Here is a 21,185-nt window from a genome sequence, read left to right as displayed (position 1 = left end):
ACGTTGTCACGGCTGATCCATGTGTTGTTCATAGTGGCAATGATCGCAACCGCCCTACTCGGACAAAGTCTTTCCTTCACTCGATATTTCGATGAGAAGCTAATCTCTTATCGGTTTTCGGCCGCCCCTCGAACCGCCTCCCAAAGCATCGTCTATCTGGCAATTGACAAAAAAACTCTCGATAGCGTCGGTACGTGGCCCTGGCCTCGCAGCATTTATGCGACAATCCTCGAAAAGCTGACGCAGGCAGAAGTCAACGACATTTTTATTGATATCGATTTTAGCACGCCATCCACGCGACAGGAGGATGAGCGTCTGCGCTTGGCCCTTCAGAACGCCGGCGGTAGCGTTATCCTGCCGATCTTCAAACAGCAAGCAGCGGCGAATGACAACGGCATAGACGCCACAAAGCCAATTCCTTCTTTGGCAGAAAATTCGTGGCTTGGTTCAGCCAACGTGTTTCCCGATAGCGATGGCCTACTAACACGTTTTACTTTAGCCGATATGTATAACAAGGAGCTGGTTCAGGCCGTACCAGCCCTATTAAGCAAGTCTACTATGACGGCGGGCAAACCGCGCATCGACTTCTCTATTCTGCCTTCTACCGTCCCGACCATTTCCCTTGGAGATTTGCTCCATCCGATCTTCGACATGAACCGGCTCACTGGCCGCTCAATCGTTATCGGTTCCTATGCGACAGAACTAAAAGACATTTTCGCCGTACCCGTCTATGGGCAGTTGCCGGGGCCAATGATCCATATTCTTGCCGCCGAAACGCTGCTACAGGATCGCGTCCTCACCGAATTCGATCAGCGTGGCGTGTTCCTCGCATATGCTGCCCTCGTCGTGATGAATGTGTTTGGGCTGAAACGACGCCGCACACTGATCAGCATTCCGCTACTACTCCTCCCTTTGCTAGTAGGCGAAGTTGTATCGTTCTTCTTACAGAGACAGACCAGCGTAATTCTTTACACCGCGAACGGCTGGACAATTACTATTATTAGCCTCGCACTCCTCATGGCCGAAAAGGTCGACCTCAGTCGCTTGATTGCAGAGATTGCCAATGCCGAGAAAAGGAACATGCGCCGCCTTCTTGGCAAGATCGTCGTCGACAGCACCGACGGAATTCTGGCCTTCGATCACAACCTGAAGGTATTCGAAGAAAGCCGTTCGGTCCAAGCGATGCTGAACACCGAAGGTGACATCAAAGGCAAGAAACTTTATGAAGTTCTTCCACCGGATATTTTCGATCTCGTCGACAATCTCGTTGTCGCGCACCGTTTTGACGGTCAGCTTGTCCAACGTTCATCGGGGAGTTTCTCTTTAGCGCTCGGTGACATGAGCGCACATTTCGAAGTTGTGGCTACAATATCTCCGGGGGCAACGCGGTTTGAGGCAGGGAAAGAGCCTTCCGAGCTATTTATCGGCAGCCTTGTCATCCGCGACGTGACAGCAAGGCGGACCTATGAGGATCGATTGCAGTATCTATCTGAGCACGACGACCTCACGGGGGTCCTGAACCGTAGAAAATTCAACGATTACATCGAGAAGGTAGAAGCTTCTCCTCTTGTCTTCGCGGTAGGAATTAACCGTTTCAGCGTGGTCAATACGACAATGGGGAGAAAGTTTGGGGACGAGCTGTTGAGAGGCGTTTCAGCTCGCCTGCTGACGAACGAGGATTTTCTTTCTGTCGGTCGCCTGGAGGGCGACGTTTTCGCTGTCGCCATCGCGGCGTCGCCGATAATGGATATTGAGCGTTGTGCGCAGACAATTCTGGACATCTTCGAATCTCCTCTTGAGATAGCGAGCACTTTAATCAAGGTCAGCGTCAGGGTCGGCTGTTCCAGCGCGGACACGGTCAGTGATGATCATAAGGGGTTGATCGAGAAAGCCGAGCAGGCTCTCGAGGAAGCCAAGACTATACCTGGAAGTGGCTGGAGGGCTTATGACCCCGCGTCGGCATTGCGCCAATTTAGCGCGAGAAAGCTTGAGCATGCAATGCGTGAAAGCCTCGAAAAAGGCGACTTCTTTCTTCTCTATCAGCCTCAGATAGATTTTGCATCAGGTACCGTCGTCGGAGCGGAGGCGCTTCTTCGCTGGGAGCATTCAGATTATGGAATGGTATCACCGGCCACGTTCATTCCCATAGCAGAAGCAAACGGGTTCATCTGTGAGCTTGGCAAATGGGCGCTTCTAGAAGCATGTCGGCAAGCCGTCAGTTGGCCCGGAAATATAAGCGTGGCCGTCAATGTCGCGGCAATCCAGCTGACCCGGGGCAATCTCGTTGCCGAGGTGAAAGATGCACTGGAAGTCTCAGGACTGTCAGCTTCGCGCCTGCATCTGGAGATTACCGAGTCCGCGCTCGTGGAGCATAGCGCGCCGATCCTCCAGATGATCGGAGAATTGAGGAGCATAGGTATCACGATTGCCCTTGATGATTTTGGTACCGGCTACTCCTCGCTCAGCTATCTCGCGGGCTTTCCACTGGATAAACTGAAGATCGATCAGTCATTCGTACGAAAAATGTCCCACGATGCTCAAAGCCTTGCAATCGTTCAGGCGGTCAAAGCTCTTGCAGGAGGACTGGGACTTGCTGTCGTTGCAGAGGGCGTAGAAACGGAGCGCGAAGCTGACCTTTTGAAAACGATGGGATGTGAGGTCGCGCAGGGATACCTATACGGTCGCCCGCTAAGCTCAGCTGACCTCCTCTCGCTGATCGCAAAGCCACCTTGGATGACCGCCGCTTAGTCTTGAAATGTCCCATTGCGCAGTCGTGGTCGAAACATATGAGGTTTTTTTAAAACCGTTGTTCGTCTCGTAATCGGTAGCCAGCCCGAGGTTCGATTCCCATATGTGGACGGCCCCCGACCCGCAGTATATTTTGAGATAATTTGATCTGATCGCTTGCGTCCATATGTCCGGCCTGTTTTTGCGTTCGCACATGAACGCTGGCCAAGATGGTTTCCGCAACACAGGTCCCAAACATCAAGGCGGCCTCGATGGGCCAATGGGATTCCCGGTGTATCCTGTGTCCCGGATCGATCGATCACACCATCTGCTATCATCTTGCAAGTTGTTGTATCACCAACACGTGGTGACAATCAGGATGTCTTGGGTTCTTGCTCCCCAATCTTCATGTGGCGCATCCCTTCAAACTCGGCCCTGATTGCGAGCTGTACGTCTCTCCAGAGACCATGAGCTTCCAAGCTATGCGCGCCATCTTGTTGGCGAGTGCGACAGCTGCCAGTTTAGGCGGCTTGCGCTTGAGCAGTTCCGCCAACCATCGAGAAGCCTTGCCAGATCGCCGCGCGTGATGAATGACAGCGGTTGCTCCATTCACCAGGATGGCTCGCAGAGCTTCATCGGCGGCTCGCGTGATACCACCGAGCCGCATCTTGCCCCCGGTCGAGTGATCTTTTGGCGTCAGCCCTATCCAAGCTGCGAACTGGCGACCAGATTTGAAGAGCTCTGGAGCGGGAGTCTTCATTGTCAAAAGAGCCGAGCCGATTGGTCCAATGCCGGGAATGGTGTTGAGACGTAGGCTGCGTTCGTCGTTACGCTGCCATGCCTTTACCTTCGCCTCCACATCGCGATCTTCTTCTCCAGTTCAGCGTATTCCTCCGCCTGGCTTATGAACAATTCCTGCGCGAGCTCTGGCACAGTTTTCTCAACTTTTACCCTTTCGAGCAGCATCGGAATATGTGCTAGCCCCTTAGCTGCGGAAATGCCGAATTCATTGGCGTAACCCCGTATAGCATTGGCGAGTTGAGTGCGGTTAGCTATCAGACGGGTACGGACGCTGATCAGCATGAGTGCTGCTTGCTCATCAACTGTCTTAACCGGAACAAACCGCATTGTTGGGCGGCTCATCGCTTCGCACAGCCCTTCGGCGTCGGCCGCGTCATTCCTGTTCCGCTTGACGTATGGCTTGGCGAGTTGTGGCGCGATCATTTTCACCTCATGTCCGAATGAGGCGAGCAGCCGTGCCCAATGATGCGAACCACCACAGGCCGATCGCGACTAAAGTTTGGCGGGCAGATCGTGAAGAAGTCGATCATCTCCCTACGTCGCATTTTCTTGCGCAAGACCGGCTTCTCTCCGGCATTCACGCCATGCAATTGAAAGACATGCTTTTACGTATCCATGCCATTACGAATAATCTTGTCCATGGGCGGCCCCTTCGATTGAGATCTAAACAGCTCATTCTGGCACATTCGATGCCGTTCAGGGGCCGTCCACTCCAACATCAAGGCGGGCACCGTTGCCTTTTGCGATTGCGGACGAGAACAATCGTTTGCTCCGCATTCACGGTGTATGCGCCTCATCGGAGACATCACTGCAAGCTTGAGTGGATCACAGAACGCCGAATTTCAACACTCGGTCGGTCAGCCACCAAGGCAGGTTCACGTGACATGCAGACAGCGGATAGTTTTCTGCTAGAACGCGAATTCCTGATGAGAAACGAGAACTTGCAGAATGAGACATCTGTTGCACGTGATCCTGCCAGAGGCGATGCCGGTCAGCTATAAGGAGCGGCTTCGTTCCGCGATGGGTGCATTGATTGGTATTCTCCTGACCGGTTTTCTGGGACATCTGGCGATCAGCGACACCGCGGCTCTGCCTGCTTTGATCGCCCCAATGGGGGCGTCCGCCGTCCTGCTGTTTGCGGTTCCCTCCAGCCCGCTCGCACAGCCATGGTGCATTCTCTGCGGCAATATCGTCTCCGCCGTTCTCGGTGTTGTAATTGCAAAGCTGGTGATGGATCCCTTCGTGGCCGCGGGGCTCGCCATAAGCATCGCCATCGCGGCCATGATGGCTCTACGCTGCCTGCATCCACCAAGCGGTGCGGTGGCTTTAACGGCAGTTCTTGGCGGATCGGCCATTCACGATCTTGGCTATGGCTTCGTGCTCTGGCCGGTGACGGGCAATTCCATAGCGCTTCTCACCGTGGCGTTCATCTTCAACAATTTGACTGGCCGTCGTTATCCGCACGCGATGCGCATTCAGCCAACCAACCACGGCACGAAAGACCCGGCGCCAGTCCAGCGCATTGGTTTCTCGTCGGCCGATCTGGATGATGTCCTGAAGGACTTCGATCAGGTGTTGGACATCGATCGCGACGATCTTGAAACGATACTGCGCCGCACTGAACTGCGCTCCTACCGCCGTCGAGCCACACATCTGGCTTGCGCGAGTATCATGTCCCGCAACGTTGTAGGCGTCGCGCCGGATGATCTTTTGAAAACCGCTCATGAATTGATGCGCAACCACCATTTTAAGGCTTTACCCGTGACAGATGATAACGCGGTGGTCGTTGGCATCGTGACGCAGACAGACTTGCTCGACAAAGCAAGCTGGGCAAGCGGCCGCCCGACCATCGGCCTTGTTCAACGAATTCAGCTGATATTCTCAGGACGAAGCGCTCCCAACGGCACGGTTAAAGACATCATGACATATCCGGTTAAAACTGTGTCCCCAGAGACGCCAGTCGAAGATGCGATCATCATTCTGGCAGAACAGGGCTTACACTATCTGCCGGTTGTAAGCGGCGACAAGAAACTTGCCGGGATCATTTCTCAGTCGGATGTGATGGTCGGTATGCTTGCCGACAGGGCAAAGGAGTAGACCGAAACACAAACCCAGCTCGTATAGCCATGATGGAGTTTTGGGGATGGGCGACAGCGGCGTAACGGTTCTTGTCGTAGAGGACGACGTTCTCGTCCGCATGGATATCGTTCAGTGGCTGGAGGATGACGCCTTCTATGTACTGGAAGCGTCAAATGCCGATGAAGCCATCGTCATCCTTAGCGAGCATCCCGAAGTTTGTCTGATGTTCACCGATATTGATATGCCCGGCAGTATGGACGGCTTAAAGCTAGCAGCTGCAGTTCGTGACAGGTGGCCGCCGGTTAAAATCATCGTGACATCCGGACATCGTGCGATGAGTGACGACACCCTTCCGGTGGTCGGGCGGTTTTTCAACAAGCCTTATGATCCATCAAAAATCATCCAGACCATACGGGAAATGATCTAACGCGACAGCACACCGGACCTGGGCGATTTCATTGGCTTCGCCATTACCATCAAGTGGCGGCTAAAGGTTTAGCTGTGGCGCTTCACCGTCGACATCTTCTAGCACCTCGAATGCCAAAACCATTTCAGTTCCTGCAGATATTATCCAGATGAATCGAAAAACCCTCTAACTTTCAGGAGAAATTGCGGATCTTGTGAATGACAAGCAAAACCTTAGGCCATCTGGAGGATAGAGAATGGACACCTGCGGCTGATACTTCGCAGGGAAGGCACGGCGGATCAGTTTCGATCCAAAGCCCTCTTTGTCTGGAGCATTAACCGGTGGTCCGTCGTATTCCTCCCACGATAGCTCAAGGCGCCCCTCGTGCAGACGCCAGTTGATGCTGATATAGCCGCATTCGTTGCTGAGTGCTCCATATTTAGTAGCGTTTGTCCCGAGTTCATGGATGACAAGAGACAATCCTAACCCAAGCTCTGGATCGACTGCGTGGAACGGGCCCTCAATACGAAAGCGCCGTGCATTGTCCACATCATGGGAAGCCAACGTATTTCGGATGATATCGCCAATGTTTGCGCCCTGACTGTCCTCCGCGAGAAGCAAATCGTAGGCACGTCCTAGCGCCGTAAGACGAGCGGTGAAGGAGGCAACACGAGGGTCTGGCCCTTTAAATGTCTGTCGGGCGAGCGCACTGACGATAGACAGGGTATTTTTCACCCGATGGGTCAGTTCGCGAGACAGAAGGTTGCGCCGTTCTTCTGCTATTTCTACAGCAAGACGACGCCTGTCAAGTTCATCTAGCAGCTTATCCAGCGAGCTTCCGACACGGCTTAGATCATTGCTGTCTTCTGTCATATGCGTGCGACTGGCTGTGTTGCCGCGCTTCCATTCATCGAGCACGGTTGTAATCCGGTCTATTGGTCGGAGAACGAACCGCCTTCCCACGTAGGACGATGCCGCGAACGCGAGTACTGTGCTGAAGACCAACGTCGCCAAGCCTGTCAATGTCGTGCGATTGACGGCTGCGAAAGCTTCGGTCTTTGAGTACCCCGCACTCACATAAAGGGGGGTGTCTGGCGTGATGGGTTGATAGCCCATAACTCTCTCCGTTCCATCCTGGCTATGGACAACCAGAGCGCCCGGCCTCGGTGAGGTTAGAAGATAACGGAATTGGTCGGGTATAGGGGTGCCGACAAAACGTTCCGAGAAAGGTTGGCGTGCGAGTATGGTGCCCTTCCGATCCGCGATTGTGACGGCGCTACCATGCGCCACACCATGATCTGTGACGCGCGCCTGCAGCCAATCAAGCCGTATGCCGGTCGCAACGACACCAATGGTTCGGCCATCCCGCACCAGCGGCATCGAGACGGGCAGCACCGGCCGGTTTGTGAGCTTGCTGATTGTATACTCCCCAACCACCATGTCTTTGGCCGCGAGTCCCTCTTTGATATAGCCACGATCAGAAAAATCGATGCCAGCTGCGTTTCCGTCGCTGTCACAAACAAGCCTTCCATTGATGTCTATCACAAGGATCGCACCCGTCATGGTCAGGCTACCCGTCAGCCGCTTGAGGGTGGCTCTGCAATCCTCGGCATCGAGATCGGCGACAGCTGGTAATGCAGACACGGCGACAAGGAGACTACGCGCTCCTTCCAGAATGCGTTGTGTTTCCGAAGAAATCAGACGTGCCATTTGAGAAACCTGCAAATGGACTTCAGCACTTCGTTGCTGCCGGTTCACAACTTCATTGTAAGCCAGAAGTACGAGAGCTGGAAGCAGCGCAGTTGCGGCAACGGCTAGAAGTCGTCTTCTCACTACTTCCCCCCATGTGTGCTCGACAGATTGCCGACAGTTCGGTCATTGAACGACTTTAATCCTCTGTCAACGGGTACATATGAGGGATGAATTCTCCGCGTTGGACAACTCAAGCAAACGGTCACTCTAGTGACAGTCTAACGTACGATTTTTGCTATTGCTGGGAAAATGTTTAGCGGAGGAAGCATATTGACCCGCTGAGCGGTCGATCTGCATCTTCCGATGCACTACGTCAGCTCATACGACACTATCGGGCGTTGCCTCTCAAGCAAAGACAAAAGATAGCTAGTTCACGCTGGAAAATCGGAAAAAATAAGCCGTTTCCGGTCGCGCGCAGCTTGTATGCATTCGAATTCAAGCCGAGCGCAAGAGCTCTGACACTGCCATCCCGTTGACAAGGTCATTCCCTCGCATGTTATCCAACACTGCCAAGGTTCGGAAAACACGCGGATCCTGGCAGGAGTAATAAACGGTCTGCGCATCACGACGTGTCGTCACAAGATTTTCTTGCCTGAGTTTCCCCAGATGTTGAGATACGGATGACTGGCTCTTTCCCAGGATAGCAGACAACTCATTTACCGAAGCCTCCCGTTCAATGATGATCGAGAGAATATCTAGCCGAAACTCATTCGCAAGACTGGCAAACAATCGAGCTTTTTCTATATTGGGTAACATTGGTCGGCTCCTGTAGTGCAATAATAATAGCCAATGGACCTTGCTCAAGGCTTGGTCGCATCGAATGCAGATTGGCTTGCCGATTGGGGCTTTGTGTTGCGCGAATATTGTAGCAGATAAGGGCGGAAACACCCTTATCGATTGGTATCATTCTTCTATAAAAGATTAACGTCTTACAATCGCTGGTTGCTGTTGGCCGCCATCGCTGCAAGCAAAACGAAAATTACAGGCGTGAGATAGGCAAACTTCAACACATCTTTCGAAATGAAGGTTAGCGGTTCAGTGCAGCTTGCCCAGATTTTGCTGTGCGGCTTAACCTTGACAAAGGATCTGACCAGCGTGATCCCTTGTTACTATGCTCCATGGCGCGCAATGGGCAATTGTGACTGCGAGCGTTGAAGTCGACATCACTTCGACAATTGCATTACTGCCGCAAGAAGCTGGTCGCGATCACGCAGGCCTTTGTTGTAGAGTTTGGCAACTGAGACTGTTAGACGCCCAATTGCGGCGGGTTCCCGGAGGAAGCCCTGGGCACGTGCGACCTCCGTGACAATGCTGGCGCAAAGGCGTGCATCTTCCTTTGAGATGAGGTCCGGCATTCTATATCTCCCAAAATGATTGCTGCCTGAGCGGGGGCTCGGACCAAGGCTCTATCATGGCAGATTTTAAGCTGCACGGCATTCAAACTGGAAACTTATAGAGCCGATTATCAGGCTGTCGTGCAAGAGACCAATTTCCTGGAACTGTGCTTCAGTTAATTCGTCAAGCCGTTGGCTTCGTAACGGATCTGATTGAACACTTTTCAACATCTGGAGCTGGCCATCCGATAAAGATCATACCAGGGCCGTGATCGATGGCGCGGATTCTCTCCAAACCTCAAGCCCAATTCTCGACGCGTCGCAGACTCGACGTTGGTTGCAGGTCAAGACGCTTGGGTTAGTTGATGAGGATAACAACCAAAACTTAACCGTCTCCATTCCTTGAGGCTTAACCCAGATGATCTAGGTTCCCTCTGATGAAAAGGCAGATGTCGCATGATTAGGCAGTCACAGTGGTTCTTGAAATGGCTCATTCCGGCAAGCGTGGCGGCTCTGGTTGGAGCGATGCTACTCAGTACTCTTTACTGGGCTGCAGCCAAAGCCGACGAGGTTGCCGCGGAGCGGCAGAAGGGTCTCGCCACCCTGATCGTAGCCAAAATTCAATCATCCGTTGCTCATGATCAAGAGAGCGCCACCGTGTGGGATGACGCGGTCACCAAAACCAAGGACGATGATCACGATTGGCTTGACGTGAACCTCGGCCGCTGGATGAACACCTACTTCGGCCATGATGCCGCTGTCGTTTTATCGCCAGATGGACTGCCGATTTACCAGTTTCTAGCAAAATCATCTAGCGGGGTGTCACCTCAGGACCTTCGTCTGGCATATAGTCCGCTTGCGAAACGTCTGCGTGAACGGCTTGTCGCTGGAGACCAGGAAGGCATCTCGGACAAGGTCCTCTCAATCGGTGAGAGTGATCTGACCTATGTAGGGAAACGACCTGCTGTGGTCAGTGTCAAACCGATTATGTCTGACACGGGCGAGATTGAGCAGCAGGCGGGAGAAGAAAATCAGCATGTGGCGGTACGGTTTCTAGATCAAGATTTTCCGGCCGAAATAGGTAGTGAATACCAATTCGCCGAGATGCAGTTCACGACTGAGATGCCTCGCGACCAGCGCCACTCCCATATCGCTCTTACCTCGAAGTCCGGACAGACAATTGGTTACCTAAATTGGCATCCGTTCGAACCGGGAACGAGCGTGTTGCACGCAACAATCCCCGTCGTCGGACTGTCCATCATTGGCATATTCATCGCCGCAAGCTTGGCCGGGCATGCGATCTGGCAACGCTCCGTCAAGCTCAATTCCAATCGCCAGGAGCTTCAACATCTGGCACTGCGCGACAGTCTGACGGGTCTGGCTAACAGGGCTCATTTTAACAGTGAGCTCGCGGCACGGCTCAGGGAGGCATTGCCTGAGGATCTATTCAGTGTACTTTTAATTGACCTCGACCGGTTCAAGGGTGTCAACGATACCTATGGACATCCAACAGGGGACAAACTCATCGCCTTAGTTGCTGCGCGGATGCGGGACATTCTTCCGGACGCTCTCATTGGGCGTATCGGGGGTGATGAGTTTACGGTCTTGGTTGAAAGGATGAACCCGGACGACGTCGTCGCCATTGCAGAAAAAATCGTCCTGGGCCTGCGCGAGCCTTTTGAGATTGACGGGGCATATGGCGCTATTGGTGCGAGCATCGGTGTGGCGATTGCATCAGGTGCGAATGCAGATGCTGTCGAACTGACGAGGCAGGCGGATATCGCCCTATATCACGCAAAAGCTGCGGGACGGAATGCATATGCGGTGTTTGGCAATCACATGGACGAACTCCTCCGCACCCGCCGGAAACTAGAGCATGACCTGCGCGAGGCCTTGGCAACGGGGACGCAGATCGAGGTTGTCTACCAGCCGGTCTACTTTGCTGACAGCGCGGTCCCGTGCTCGCTCGAGGCTTTGGCGCGGTGGAAGCACCCGGAGCTAGGCTCTATTGGTCCAGATATGTTCATCCCGCTCGCGGAAGAGATCGGCGTCATTAACAGGATTGGAGCGCATGTTCTGGAAGACGCGTGCAGCCTGATCGCCGGGTTGCCTTCCATAAGTGTCGCCGTGAATGCTTCAGCGTCCGAACTCGCTTCCGCTGGCTACCCGCTACGGGTTCTTACCACGCTGGCCAAATGGGGGATTGAACCAGCACGATTGGAAATCGAGATTACAGAGAGCTTGGCCATCAGCGGTGAGGAGACTGAGCGAAACGTCACCATGCTGAGAGCGGCCGGCGTAAGGTTTGCAATCGACGACTTTGGCACCGGATACTCTTCTTTCTCAAGGGTTCAGAATGTCACTGTCGATAGGCTCAAGATCGACAAGTCGTTTATCGCGGGGATGGGAGAAGGCCAGAAAAGCGCGATTGTCGCAGCGATCATCAACCTGGCTCGGGCGCAAGGGCTACAGACAACGGCTGAAGGGGTCGAAACCCAGGAGCAGAGAGATGCACTGAAGTCGTTGGGCTGCGATAACATCCAAGGGTTTTTGATGTCGCGCCCAATAGCTAGGGACGACATCATCGCGCTTCTGCAAGTAGGCCACTTTAATAAAGAGCACGGCTGACCAGCCGGCTGGGCTCATAACCTCCAACGCGGCGCGACGAACAATTTGTTTTTGCGCAAGAAACGGGTCGTCGACTAATGACCCAGTCACCTATGGCTAGGCTCCCAATTAAGGAGGAAGCAAACAAAAGGTTTCTGCCATCCAGCGAGCAAAAACGAAATCCTGCCGAGCGATCAAAGTGGGGAACGACGCGCGTACGAATTACGTTTCGCGCTTGAGGTACGAACCAAGTCGATGGGCTAGGGTCCCGTTAGAAAACCATAGTCGTCGGTCTAATCATGAAGCTATGGAGCGGGCAGCATCGCTCCTGTAGCGTGCAAGGCTGGAAATATACCTGGTCAAGGGCATGTCGATATTTTGCATCGACGCGAGTTCGAGTACCGCTTCACAGATCGCCGCGAGTTCCAGTTGCCTGCCGCTCTCGTAGTCCTGCAACATCGAGGTCTTGGCATCTCCCATTCCGGCTCCGAATTTTAACAGGCCGTCCGGGTCTACCTCCAAGCGCGCAGCAAAAGACGCGGCGACGAGCATTGCTTCATCAATCAGCTTGCGAGAAATCATAGACAGATCGTCCCGACCGCACACATGCTTCAAAGGTGCCCCTGCCACCACCGAAAGGGGATTGGACATCAAATTGGCGGTGACCTTCGTCCACAGAGGGTCCCGGATCCTTGAGCTCAGACGTGTCGCGATACCACAGTGGTTAAAGATCTCTACCAACGAATGGGTTCGGCCACGTTCGAGGTCGTCGATTTCGCCCAGCACCATTCTGATCGGATTGAGTGCCACAGCCTTACCCAGCCCCACGCGCTCGACGGTAAAGGAGGCAATCACTCCAACCTTTTGTTCTGGCGGCGTGAGGCTTGCCAGAGCGCCGTCGGGATCGACTGATCGGACGGTTCTTCCTGCGAACCGTCCCGATATGCCGTGGAAGTACCACCAAGGGATGCCGTTTACGACAGGGAGGATCAGAGTGTCGGGACCTATGGCTTTCCTCGAAGTGATCGCGAGTGACTCGAGATCCTGGGCCTTCGAACAAAGAAGCAAGACGTCGTGAACATCGATGTCGTTTCCGTCGCTGGCAATAACATCCGCCCGTGACTCCCCTTGCGGCTGGCGCAAGCTTACACCAGACGATGAAATCGCCTTCAAACTATCCCCCCGTGCAATCACGGTTACCTGTTGGCCTCCCGCACCCAGCAAAGCGGCGAGAGTGGTCCCGATCGCCCCAGGGCCAGCTACGCAGATTTTTAGGGTCCCGTTGAAAGAAGGTCGTACACTCATCTTATCCATCCATGCGAAAGTTATTTTTATCTTTTCGCATAGGGGGGTTCTGGGAGATTTCAGGCTGGAGGCCGTCTGTTACATTCAAAATTTAAGCCACGGTGGCAACTGATCGGATGCGGGAAACTTGGCCTGATCTTCGAGAGTTGCCCATTTTAGATCTTTTTCATCTCGCGGCTTGTGCATAGTGAGCTCCCGAAGCCATCGGCCGATCAGGTTAGTGAACGCGATCAGCGAACCGCATGACGGCTAGCGTCGCAAAGCCGGGATGGACCAAGACCGAAGGGATCACTGTGCGTAACGCCGCCGTTAAGATTCAACAAGTTAAGTGGTATGGTGTCGAGGACCTTTGTTACGACTCCGTTCAAGGCGCTCGCGTTCAAAAGCGCTACATCGGATCAGGGCGCGCCCCTCGCCACTACCCGCAACTGATGATGCAAGGGATCGGCTGGGGGGGGCTGCAGCAATTCGTTGGCCCTGCGGTTTCAACGCGATTCCGCCCAAGGGCTTTCGCGCGGTACAGCGCGCCATCGGCGCTTGCAAGCATCCCGGCGACATCGTGGCAGTCTGGTGCCGCAAGGCCGATACTGACGGTGGCCTGGGTTTTCAGGCCCTCTGCCCGCGCGGCTGCTTTGGCGAACCGGCTTGCGATCGCCGAGCCGCGACTGAGAGCTTGGGAATGGTCGCACCGTGGCAGAAGCGCAGCGAATTCCTCACCGCCTAGCCGGACAATAAGCGCGTCGGGGCCCGCTTCTTCGCGGGCGGTTTCGGCGAACAGCTGCAAAACCTTATCTCCTGTTGGATGTCCATGACGGTCGTTGATCGCCTTGAAGTGGTCGAGGTCGAAGGCGAGCAGTGAGACGGGGTCACCATGCCGCTCCCGGAGAATCCGAGATGCCTGCTCAAAAAAGGCGTGACGGTTTGCAAGCCCGGTCAACTGATCGGTTTGTGACATCCGGAGCAGGTGGAGCTTTTCCTCCTCTCGAATAATCATCAGAAAGGACATCGGCATCGCTACCGAGTACAAGACGGCCTCGTACATCGTCGCCTTCCCGACGATGGAGATAACATCTTGCCCGTACCGTTCAAGGAGAACAGGGGCAATGAACGCTCGGCCAAAGTAGAACACGGCATGGAAGGCCGAGACCGATACTGCGATCGGACGTGAGCGCAATCGTAGAACCGTGCGACTGCGTAGAAGTAACCATGCTGTCAGGCCGCAGGTTAGCGCGATGGGTATAGACGAGACATGGTTCCAGAAGGCGGCCGGGAAGTGCGTGCCAGCGATCGCCCAGGCGATGGCTAGGAAGCTTAGCGCTGCGACGGACGACCAGAGATACCGGTGACCGTCGAGACCGGCGACGGCGTTAAGGACCAGAATGTAGCCCAACATCATTAGGATGTTGATCGCCCCCATGCCGAGCGCGACCGGAAAGTGGCTGCGGTTCATTGCAAGTATGCAACCGAGAACGAACGCGAAGAGTGCCGCGGCCAGAACACCGAGCACGCGTGCGCGACCTGGATGAGCCTGCCTTTCCCAAAGGAGAAGCGACGCTGACACCAGTAGCGTTCCGACGGTTAAGTACCAAAGGGTTTGTAAATCGATCTGCATTGCTCTGCCTGCCTTACGTCAAAGCCTACAGGGTGTTTTTTATAAGATCCTTTACGTCGCCTCTCATATTGCCGATATGGTTGGCGTAGTGTTAAGCGTGCTGTTGAGAGCCGGCACTAAAGCTAGGGCTACGGCATGAGCTGCGAATATACCGCGCCTGGGAGAGACTAATGTTTCCATGAGCCCAAAACGGGCGCCTTTTGATAGAACCAATAGGTTAAGCGTTGGTCTGAATATCAAACAGGTCAGAGGTTCTGAATCTCTTCAAGGCGGTATAATCCTTCTTCCGAGATCGTTACTCTGATCGCGAATGAGGAAACACTGAGAAAAAAAGTTCGCCAGCCAGATGCCGACGAACCGTAATAGTCGCTTTGAACGCAAGGACGGTATTGATGGTATCCTTCGCCAGGATTGATCTTTCCGGGAAAAGACCCAGTAGGCGTAGGGGGTAGTAGCAACGGAACGTAAAAACCTACACAAGGTCCAGCTTTCCCGTACCGAAGAGGCGTTTACACGACGAGAGATTGTTGAACAGGCGGCTGCATCAGCTCTATGGTTATACCATCCGGGCCAGAGATATACGCGACCATTGTTCCGCATCGGGGGCCGGCTGGTATCGGCTGCGGCGAGTCCTTCACTGCCCACCCCGCCCTCTCAACCCGCGCGATCGCGGTGCGGATATCTGTAACCGTGAAGGCAATATGAGCAGCGCCGATCGCACCCGCGCTAAGAGGTGTCTGGCCCAACCTAAGGCCTGTCGAACACTCGAGAAGCTCGATAGGGTAGCCATTTGGAGCAGTCACCAGCGCCATTCGGCAGCGCGGATCGTCCACACCCGTGGCCTCCCGTAGGAACTCTCCACCCATCTCGCCTCGGCGAACAAGGTCGAAACCCATCGCCTCAGTCCAGAACTGGATCGCCTCCTCCAACGAGGCGACCGAGAATCCCGTATGGTCCACAGCTATCACGCCTGCGTCTTCGGCCATTTTTTTATCCTCACATATCGAGCGGTTACGTCGCGCTACAGTAAGCCGTTCGCATAACAAGGCATAGCACTCGCAATCCCTTTGGTCGTTTTGTAGCGCTGATCTCGAGTCCGATGCCTTTCAAGAGCTGTAACTGCGACCTCATCAGTAGTTTGACAAACTTTGCCATCGTCAAGTATGTTGAGGCATAAGGAGACTCGAATGGCGACGATGAACGTATCTCTGCCAGACCCCATGAAAGATTGGGTTGAAGCACAGGCGAAGACAGGTCGATACTCGAATGCGAGCGATTATGTCCGGGACCTGATCCGCAGAGACCAAGCCCGTACGGATAAGATTGCCGAGATGCAGCGATTTGTCGACGACGGGATCAGAAGCGGAGTTGGGGGCCGTTCAACGGAAGAGTTGTTTGCTTTAGCCACCTCTCGAGCCGCCATCAGCCGCGGACGCGATTAATGCCATTCAGCCTATCGGTCCAAGCGGAAGAGGATATTATTTCCATTGCAGAAGAAGGCATCAGCATCTTCGGAGCACTAGTCGCCAAACGATATCACGATGAGCTTTTTGCCTTGCTCGAGCTCATCGCCACCAACCCAAGAATGGCACGCGAACGCCATGAGATTTCTCCTCCTGTCAGGATCCATCCTTTCAAAGCTCACCTTGTCGTGTATCGCATCATTGAAGACGGGAGCGTATTCGTCATCCGCATACGGCACGGCCATGAAGATTGGGCGGGAGATTCTTTCTAAACAACCACTTCGCCGAATTTATTACATACTGATCGCAAGTGCGAATCTCATCAAGGCGAAGACTAAACGTTTGAGTCATAGTGCGGCCACTAATTGCACCTCAAATTTATCCCTGAAGCTGATGTTTGCACTCGGGGTGCTACAGGGTGCAGGAGCTTTTTTCTTATGGCGCTTATCCGACGAGAGTTCGTCTTTAGATGCGCTATGCAGCAACTATGTTAGGAAACGCGTAACAGCTGGACGTATCCCAGAAGAGGCTCCGCACCAGCCTCTTCATTAAAGTCACAAACACCCTTATCGCTGCACGTCTTGCTAACATGACCTTCGTCAGCCGGGTGTCATTCTCGCATATCTGCGCTGCATGGCCGTCCTTCGGAGACGGCAACGCTGATCGTTATCACACAGCAGAGACGCGGAAGTGAGTTCCACCAGAACCATCGGCATTCATTTTGATGTTATACGAACCTGACTTCCCGCAACCATGCACGGTCCAAATTTCGTGCGCATTCGCCAACTGGCCGTTCGCTGCCATCACTTTTGTTTGAGCTTTCATAGAGATAGCATCTACACGGTTACAGCCTGCGCCTACTCCATTTAGAAAAAACAAGCTGACGTACTTTGTGATATCGCCCTTCAGGGTGCCGTCAGCTACAGAGTTCCCCGTGTATGAAATCGATGATGTCGATGCACAAGCGCTGAGCATCAAAGCCGCGCCAATTCCGATAACTTTTGTTTTCATATAATCTTCCTTCTCACGGTGACTAGGTTGCTGACCGACACGAACCAATGAGTTCGCTCCGCGCTGTTAAAAGCATCCGTTCGCAAAAAGTGCAACCTCTGGCACCTCAAGCGCGATTTTCAACAAGGCGATCGCGGTGTGTAGGGATCTCTGTCGGGAACAATGACGGATGCCCAATCGAGTTTGGTCAATGTGCACGGGAGACACTGTTTACGGTTCTCTGGAAGCGTCAGCGGACGTAATATTGAAAGCAAGGGGCGAACTAGGCTGAGAAAAATAGCCGGGTATACGGTTCGAATACCTTCAAGACCTAGCCTTGAGCATGCCTGTTTCGAATCCATAGCTCGCAGTGCAATCAGCGGCAAAGCAGTTCTCGCTGGATCAGTGATCTGATCACTGAAACGCTGGCGATTTTTGTGGCATCGCCAGCATGCTTGTCTTCAAGCCGCTTCCCACACTTGGTTCAATATCTGTGCCGCGAGAGCTGCCTTGTCTTGTGGAAGGAAACGCCCGTAGTGCCGCTGAACCATCTCAGGCGTATCCTGAATGGCGTAGCTCGCCTGTTCATATGAGCCCGAAAGTTTCAGGATGTGCGTGGCTAACACGTCCCGAACGTTGTGCGGACCATGTGGCAGCAAGCCACTGATAGCTCCGCGACCCGTATACGGGTTATAGATGCCGTAGCGTTGGATGATGAGACGCCAAGCTTCATAGAACGTTGTCTGATTATAGGCCGCATCAGCGCTCGATAGCTTGACTGTCTTGACGAAGAACGTACCCGGATCATCTGCATTGCCGAGCAGAACCTTTCGATGACGCTCGATGTAGGCATTGATGTAGTAATAGAGGTCCAGCAGGTCAGGCAGGATCAGCCTGAATGGCTTCGATCCGAAGAACGACGAGTTGGCATTTTTAAATGCGACCGATGGGATCAGCACCTCCCAGCCATTCTCTCTGTCACTCCATCGAATTTCTCCGCGCCGCATTTCTTCCAGACGCCTTTCAGACGTTGGGAAGTGACCACGCGGGCAAAACAGCAGTTGTCGCAGGTTCTTTTGTCGCAAGCCTAGATGAAGTCCTAGCCTCAACATGAGAAACGAGCGCACGGATTCTGCAGCAGCTCTTGGGTAGCGGTCTTTATCAGGCATACAGAGAAGGATTTCGTCCGTAATCTTGCGATATTCGGCCAGAGGGCTCGGTGCCTCCAGCACGCGCATAATCGGTTCGAACGGGTCTCGGTGAACCCGCATCACTCGCTGGATTTCCCTGATGCGGTTCCGTGCGTGGGAATGAAACGCATCGCAACAGGCATGCCAATCACGCCGGGCGAAGGTAATCTCCTCTTTCGGAACCAGGCCGTCCACCGGTACTACGCGATCGATGAGTTCGGGATGTTGCCTGATCCACCCTGTTTCCTCCCGGGTGAGCGACAATGCGATGCTCAGCATGTCAGCTTCCCAGGCCGTGTAGAAGCCGTGTCGCCGCTCACGCCACTGTAGGTACCAATCCCAGACACCAGGAAAAACCAGGAGGCCGAAGGTCAACGCGCTGAGTGGCACGCCTCGCCCAGCGACTTCGCCTTCAGGTGAAGCGGCGAGAGCGCCGAACATTAAGCCAAGATGTTCGAGCTTCTGAGATGCCGTCTCCTCGCCCCATACTCCATTGCGTTTGAAGCCGACTGCAGTCAGGGTCGCGGTCTTGAACGACATCAGATTGGCCATTTCAAGCCCCAAGTGCGCAGGGGCGTCGATTACCCCGGAAAGCATATCTGGGTCTTCCAGTTCGTCTTTACATCCTTCGACCACTTTGCGGGGCGATGCCATCGGTCGGTGAGAGCCGCCGTAGGTCACACCAGGGAAGCGGATCGCATAACGTTGCTTCGTCGCCAACGCCTGATAACGACGGTAGTCCGTCGCGCCGGTTAAGATAACGCGCCTGACCCATTCGAGGATTTCCGCACGCTTTTCCTCCGGCAATGAATTGAAATCATCCGGCAAATGCCACGCCAGACGTCGACGCTCTGCAGGAGATACATCGTCACCGACATCATATCCGACCCCGGCACGAGACTGGTGAGGAAGCTTTTCCTTGAAATAACCGAGTGGCAGTCGTTATCGACGTTCTATTCGATTGAGGATTTCCAAGTTTGCCACACTACGTGGCACTTTCGTTCCCTTCAGCCAGCTCACCAATGTCGTGGCTTCAAGAGCATCGCCGTCGCGGAATATGGCGCGATGCAAATGGTAATAGCTCTCACCGAAGCGGTCGATATGGAATTGGAGAGCCGCCTGAAAAGAAACCGGTTCGTCGTAAGTCTCGAAGAGCGGCTCCGGGAACTCTTCGATGGGCTTGGGCTTCGGACCGGGTTTTGATCGATAACTGGTTTTGGCCGCGTCAGGCGTGCTTTTATTCGAAAGGCTTTTTGCGCGGCTGCGTGTCTTTGTTGCTTTGCCTGTGGCCGAGGTAGTTCCATGTCTGGAACCCGGTTCGGTCAGCCAACGTGAGATCGAATCGAAACCGTATTGGGCAACTCTTCTGAGTTCTGCTGATGTTTGCCCAAGACCGCTCGCAAGCGAGATTTCTTCCCAGTTGACGTGCCTGCCCAGCATTGGAGGAGGCATCCGGTCGTCAATGAGACGGGTCATGTATTCTGAAAGTGCGCGAAACTGTCTTGCGTCTGTGAGCGGTGCTAACTTCATTTCGCAGAAGCTGGATATTTTGCGCCGAAAGGCAATTGCCGATTGATCTATGCTCATTCAGGTTTCCCTTGCAGATTACAGTCCAGCCCGGGGGCGGCTTGCTAAGGGAATGAGGTTAACGAAGCATTAATACGCTGATTGAGTTGATGCGACTACGCCGAAGAGGTGTGTTTTGCTTTCCGGACGAAGCGACATCGCGAATTCTAACGACTCCTGATTAAGCTCCTCTGGACAATTGGTTCACCGGAAACTCGACAATCAGCTCATAGGCTGTGCTGCGGCCTCCAGCATCTCCCTTTTTCAGGATGCCTTTCTCCAACAGGTCTGAGATGTCGCGGAACGCCGTATCTTGAGATGCGTTCGTCAGCTTCGCCCACTTCGTCGATGTGAGCTTGCCTTCGAAGTTGCCCTCTAGCAACCTGTTGAGGACCTTGGCTTGTCGCGGGTTAAAATCATGCGCAGCATGCTTTTGCCAAAAGTCATTTTTCAGCATGACGTTGTCGAGAGTTGCCAGCGCGCCTTCAACAGCGTTGCCCAAACGATCCAAGAACCACTCAACCCAGCTTGTTATGTCGAGAGATTCATTGCTGGTGATTAATTGCAGGGCTTCGTAATAGCCAGCGCGCGACCTCTCGATAGCGGCGGACATAGAGTAAAGTCTCTGTGCCCCACCACCACTCCGTGCAAGTGTCATGTCGGCGATTGCACGGGTAATGCGACCGTTGCCATCCCCGAAAGGATGGATGGCTACGAACCAAAGGTGGGCGATAGCCGCTTTTACGAGAGGATCGAGATCATGCGTTTCGTTGAACCATTCGAGGAAGGTCGACATCTCACATTCTAAGCGATCTGCCGGCGGCGCGACATAGTGAACTTTCTCGTATCCGAATGCGCCTGACACGATTTGCATACGACCGCCCGAGTCGTCACGCCAATCTCCGACACGCAGCTTGTGTCCCCATTCGTTTCGTCCGGTCGGAAACAGTGCTGCATGCCATTGAAATAGCCGCTCTGCCGTCAGTGGGTGTGAGCAATTGATCGTGGCGTCGAGAGTGATATGGACAATGCCCTCAACAGAGCGGTTCGGCGTCACGAAGCCATCGATGTCGATACCAAGCCGTCGGGCTAACGATGATCGGACCTGCTGTTCATCCAGGCGCTCCCCTTCGATCGCAGACGATTTGACGACGTCGTCCGTCAGCGCCTGCAGGAACGTTGCCTCGCGTGTGCGAAACCCGAGACTCTCGACGCGACCAATGAGGCGCCCCTGATCGAGGCGTACGGCTGCTAGCCTTGATGCTAAGTATTCGAACTTCCATCGGAACTTCGGCCATTGAGGAGATTGCCAGATATACAACATAGTTCAGAGTACGATCCAGATGCGGAGAA

Annotated in this window: 14 protein-coding genes and 3 pseudogenes; 6 read left to right on the top strand and 11 right to left on the bottom strand. The window is 53.9% G+C overall.

Features of this window, described 5'->3' with window-relative positions:
* Positions 1-3 precede the first annotated feature (3 nt).
* The gene (locus RQI55_RS23875; protein ID WP_311273718.1) at positions 4-2,748 is read left to right on the top strand and encodes an EAL domain-containing protein; all 2,745 of its coding nucleotides are present in this window, start codon (positions 4-6) and stop codon (positions 2,746-2,748) included.
* A gap of 385 nt (positions 2,749-3,133) precedes the next feature.
* Here RQI55_RS23875 and RQI55_RS23870 read toward each other — a convergent pair.
* Positions 3,134-4,118, bottom strand: a pseudogene (locus RQI55_RS23870) (IS110 family transposase).
* Positions 4,119-4,476: 358 nt separating this feature from the next.
* Between RQI55_RS23870 and RQI55_RS23865 the strand changes: the two are divergent.
* Positions 4,477-5,625 carry an HPP family protein gene (locus tag RQI55_RS23865; RefSeq protein ID WP_042619856.1) on the top strand — a complete coding sequence of 383 codons (1,149 nt, stop codon included), beginning with the start codon at positions 4,477-4,479 and terminating at the stop codon, positions 5,623-5,625.
* Between the two features lie 46 nt (positions 5,626-5,671).
* A complete protein-coding gene (locus RQI55_RS23860) occupies positions 5,672-6,034 on the top strand; it encodes a response regulator (RefSeq protein ID WP_042619855.1) in 363 nt (120 codons plus the stop codon).
* Between the two features lie 165 nt (positions 6,035-6,199).
* Here RQI55_RS23860 and RQI55_RS23855 read toward each other — a convergent pair whose 3' ends face one another.
* The 3 genes from RQI55_RS23855 to RQI55_RS23845 all read right to left on the bottom strand — a co-directional run bounded on the left by RQI55_RS23855 (position 6,200) and on the right by RQI55_RS23845 (position 9,120).
* Positions 6,200-7,771 carry a sensor histidine kinase gene (locus tag RQI55_RS23855; RefSeq protein WP_269082253.1) on the bottom strand — a complete coding sequence of 524 codons (1,572 nt, stop codon included), beginning with the start codon at positions 7,769-7,771 and terminating at the stop codon, positions 6,200-6,202.
* Positions 7,772-8,200: 429 nt separating this feature from the next.
* Positions 8,201-8,521, bottom strand: a complete 321-nt coding sequence (locus RQI55_RS23850; RefSeq protein WP_042619853.1) for a helix-turn-helix transcriptional regulator — start codon at positions 8,519-8,521, stop codon at positions 8,201-8,203.
* A gap of 407 nt (positions 8,522-8,928) precedes the next feature.
* A complete protein-coding gene (locus tag RQI55_RS23845) occupies positions 8,929-9,120 on the bottom strand; it encodes a hypothetical protein (protein ID WP_042619852.1) in 192 nt (63 codons plus the stop codon).
* Between the two features lie 435 nt (positions 9,121-9,555).
* On the opposite strand from RQI55_RS23845, the gene RQI55_RS23840 reads away from it, so the two are divergent.
* Positions 9,556-11,727, top strand: a complete 2,172-nt coding sequence (locus tag RQI55_RS23840) for an EAL domain-containing protein (protein ID WP_042617046.1) — start codon at positions 9,556-9,558, stop codon at positions 11,725-11,727.
* Between the two features lie 276 nt (positions 11,728-12,003).
* Here RQI55_RS23840 and RQI55_RS23835 read toward each other — a convergent pair whose 3' ends face one another.
* The 3 genes from RQI55_RS23835 to RQI55_RS23825 all read right to left on the bottom strand — a co-directional run bounded on the left by RQI55_RS23835 (position 12,004) and on the right by RQI55_RS23825 (position 15,609).
* Positions 12,004-13,011: a ketopantoate reductase family protein gene (locus RQI55_RS23835; RefSeq protein WP_042619876.1), complete on the bottom strand. Its 1,008-nt coding sequence runs from the start codon at positions 13,009-13,011 to the stop codon at positions 12,004-12,006.
* 418 nt (positions 13,012-13,429) lie between these two features.
* Positions 13,430-14,623 carry a GGDEF domain-containing protein gene (locus RQI55_RS23830; protein WP_042619851.1) on the bottom strand — a complete coding sequence of 398 codons (1,194 nt, stop codon included), beginning with the start codon at positions 14,621-14,623 and terminating at the stop codon, positions 13,430-13,432.
* Positions 14,624-15,132: 509 nt separating this feature from the next.
* A complete protein-coding gene (locus RQI55_RS23825; protein ID WP_042619850.1) occupies positions 15,133-15,609 on the bottom strand; it encodes a VOC family protein in 477 nt (158 codons plus the stop codon).
* 201 nt (positions 15,610-15,810) lie between these two features.
* Here RQI55_RS23825 and RQI55_RS23820 point away from each other — a divergent pair, with 201 nt between their 5' ends.
* The gene (locus RQI55_RS23820) at positions 15,811-16,065 is read left to right on the top strand and encodes a type II toxin-antitoxin system ParD family antitoxin (protein WP_042619849.1); all 255 of its coding nucleotides are present in this window, start codon (positions 15,811-15,813) and stop codon (positions 16,063-16,065) included.
* On the top strand, positions 16,065-16,358 hold the full coding sequence (locus tag RQI55_RS23815) for a type II toxin-antitoxin system RelE/ParE family toxin (RefSeq protein WP_042619848.1): 294 nt from the start codon (positions 16,065-16,067) through the stop codon (positions 16,356-16,358). The genes RQI55_RS23820 and RQI55_RS23815 overlap by 1 nt, the downstream gene beginning before the upstream one ends.
* Before the next feature lie 397 nt (positions 16,359-16,755).
* On the opposite strand, the gene RQI55_RS23810 is transcribed toward RQI55_RS23815, so the two are convergent.
* The 4 genes and pseudogenes from RQI55_RS23810 to RQI55_RS23795 form a co-directional block, all read right to left on the bottom strand.
* Positions 16,756-17,097, bottom strand: coding sequence for a hypothetical protein (locus RQI55_RS23810; protein ID WP_042619847.1), 342 nt, complete (start codon positions 17,095-17,097; stop codon positions 16,756-16,758).
* Positions 17,098-17,537: 440 nt separating this feature from the next.
* Positions 17,538-19,853 (bottom strand): annotated as a pseudogene (locus RQI55_RS23805) (hypothetical protein).
* Between the two features lie 160 nt (positions 19,854-20,013).
* Positions 20,014-20,889 (bottom strand): Fic family protein, encoded by an 876-nt coding sequence (locus RQI55_RS23800; RefSeq protein WP_311273720.1) that lies wholly within the window; start codon positions 20,887-20,889, stop codon positions 20,014-20,016.
* Between the two features lie 27 nt (positions 20,890-20,916).
* A pseudogene (locus tag RQI55_RS23795) lies at positions 20,917-21,156 on the bottom strand (DUF4172 domain-containing protein); the annotation flags it as partial.
* Positions 21,157-21,185: the final 29 nt, after the last annotated feature.

Origin of the sequence: Rhizobium sp. WCS2018Hpa-16, from assembly GCF_031843705.1 — a bacterium.
GTDB classification, from domain to species: Bacteria; Pseudomonadota; Alphaproteobacteria; order Rhizobiales; family Rhizobiaceae; genus Agrobacterium; species Agrobacterium tumefaciens_C.
The sequence above is the reverse complement of the archived record's forward strand: the minus strand, read 5'-3'. Positions and strand labels throughout refer to the sequence as shown.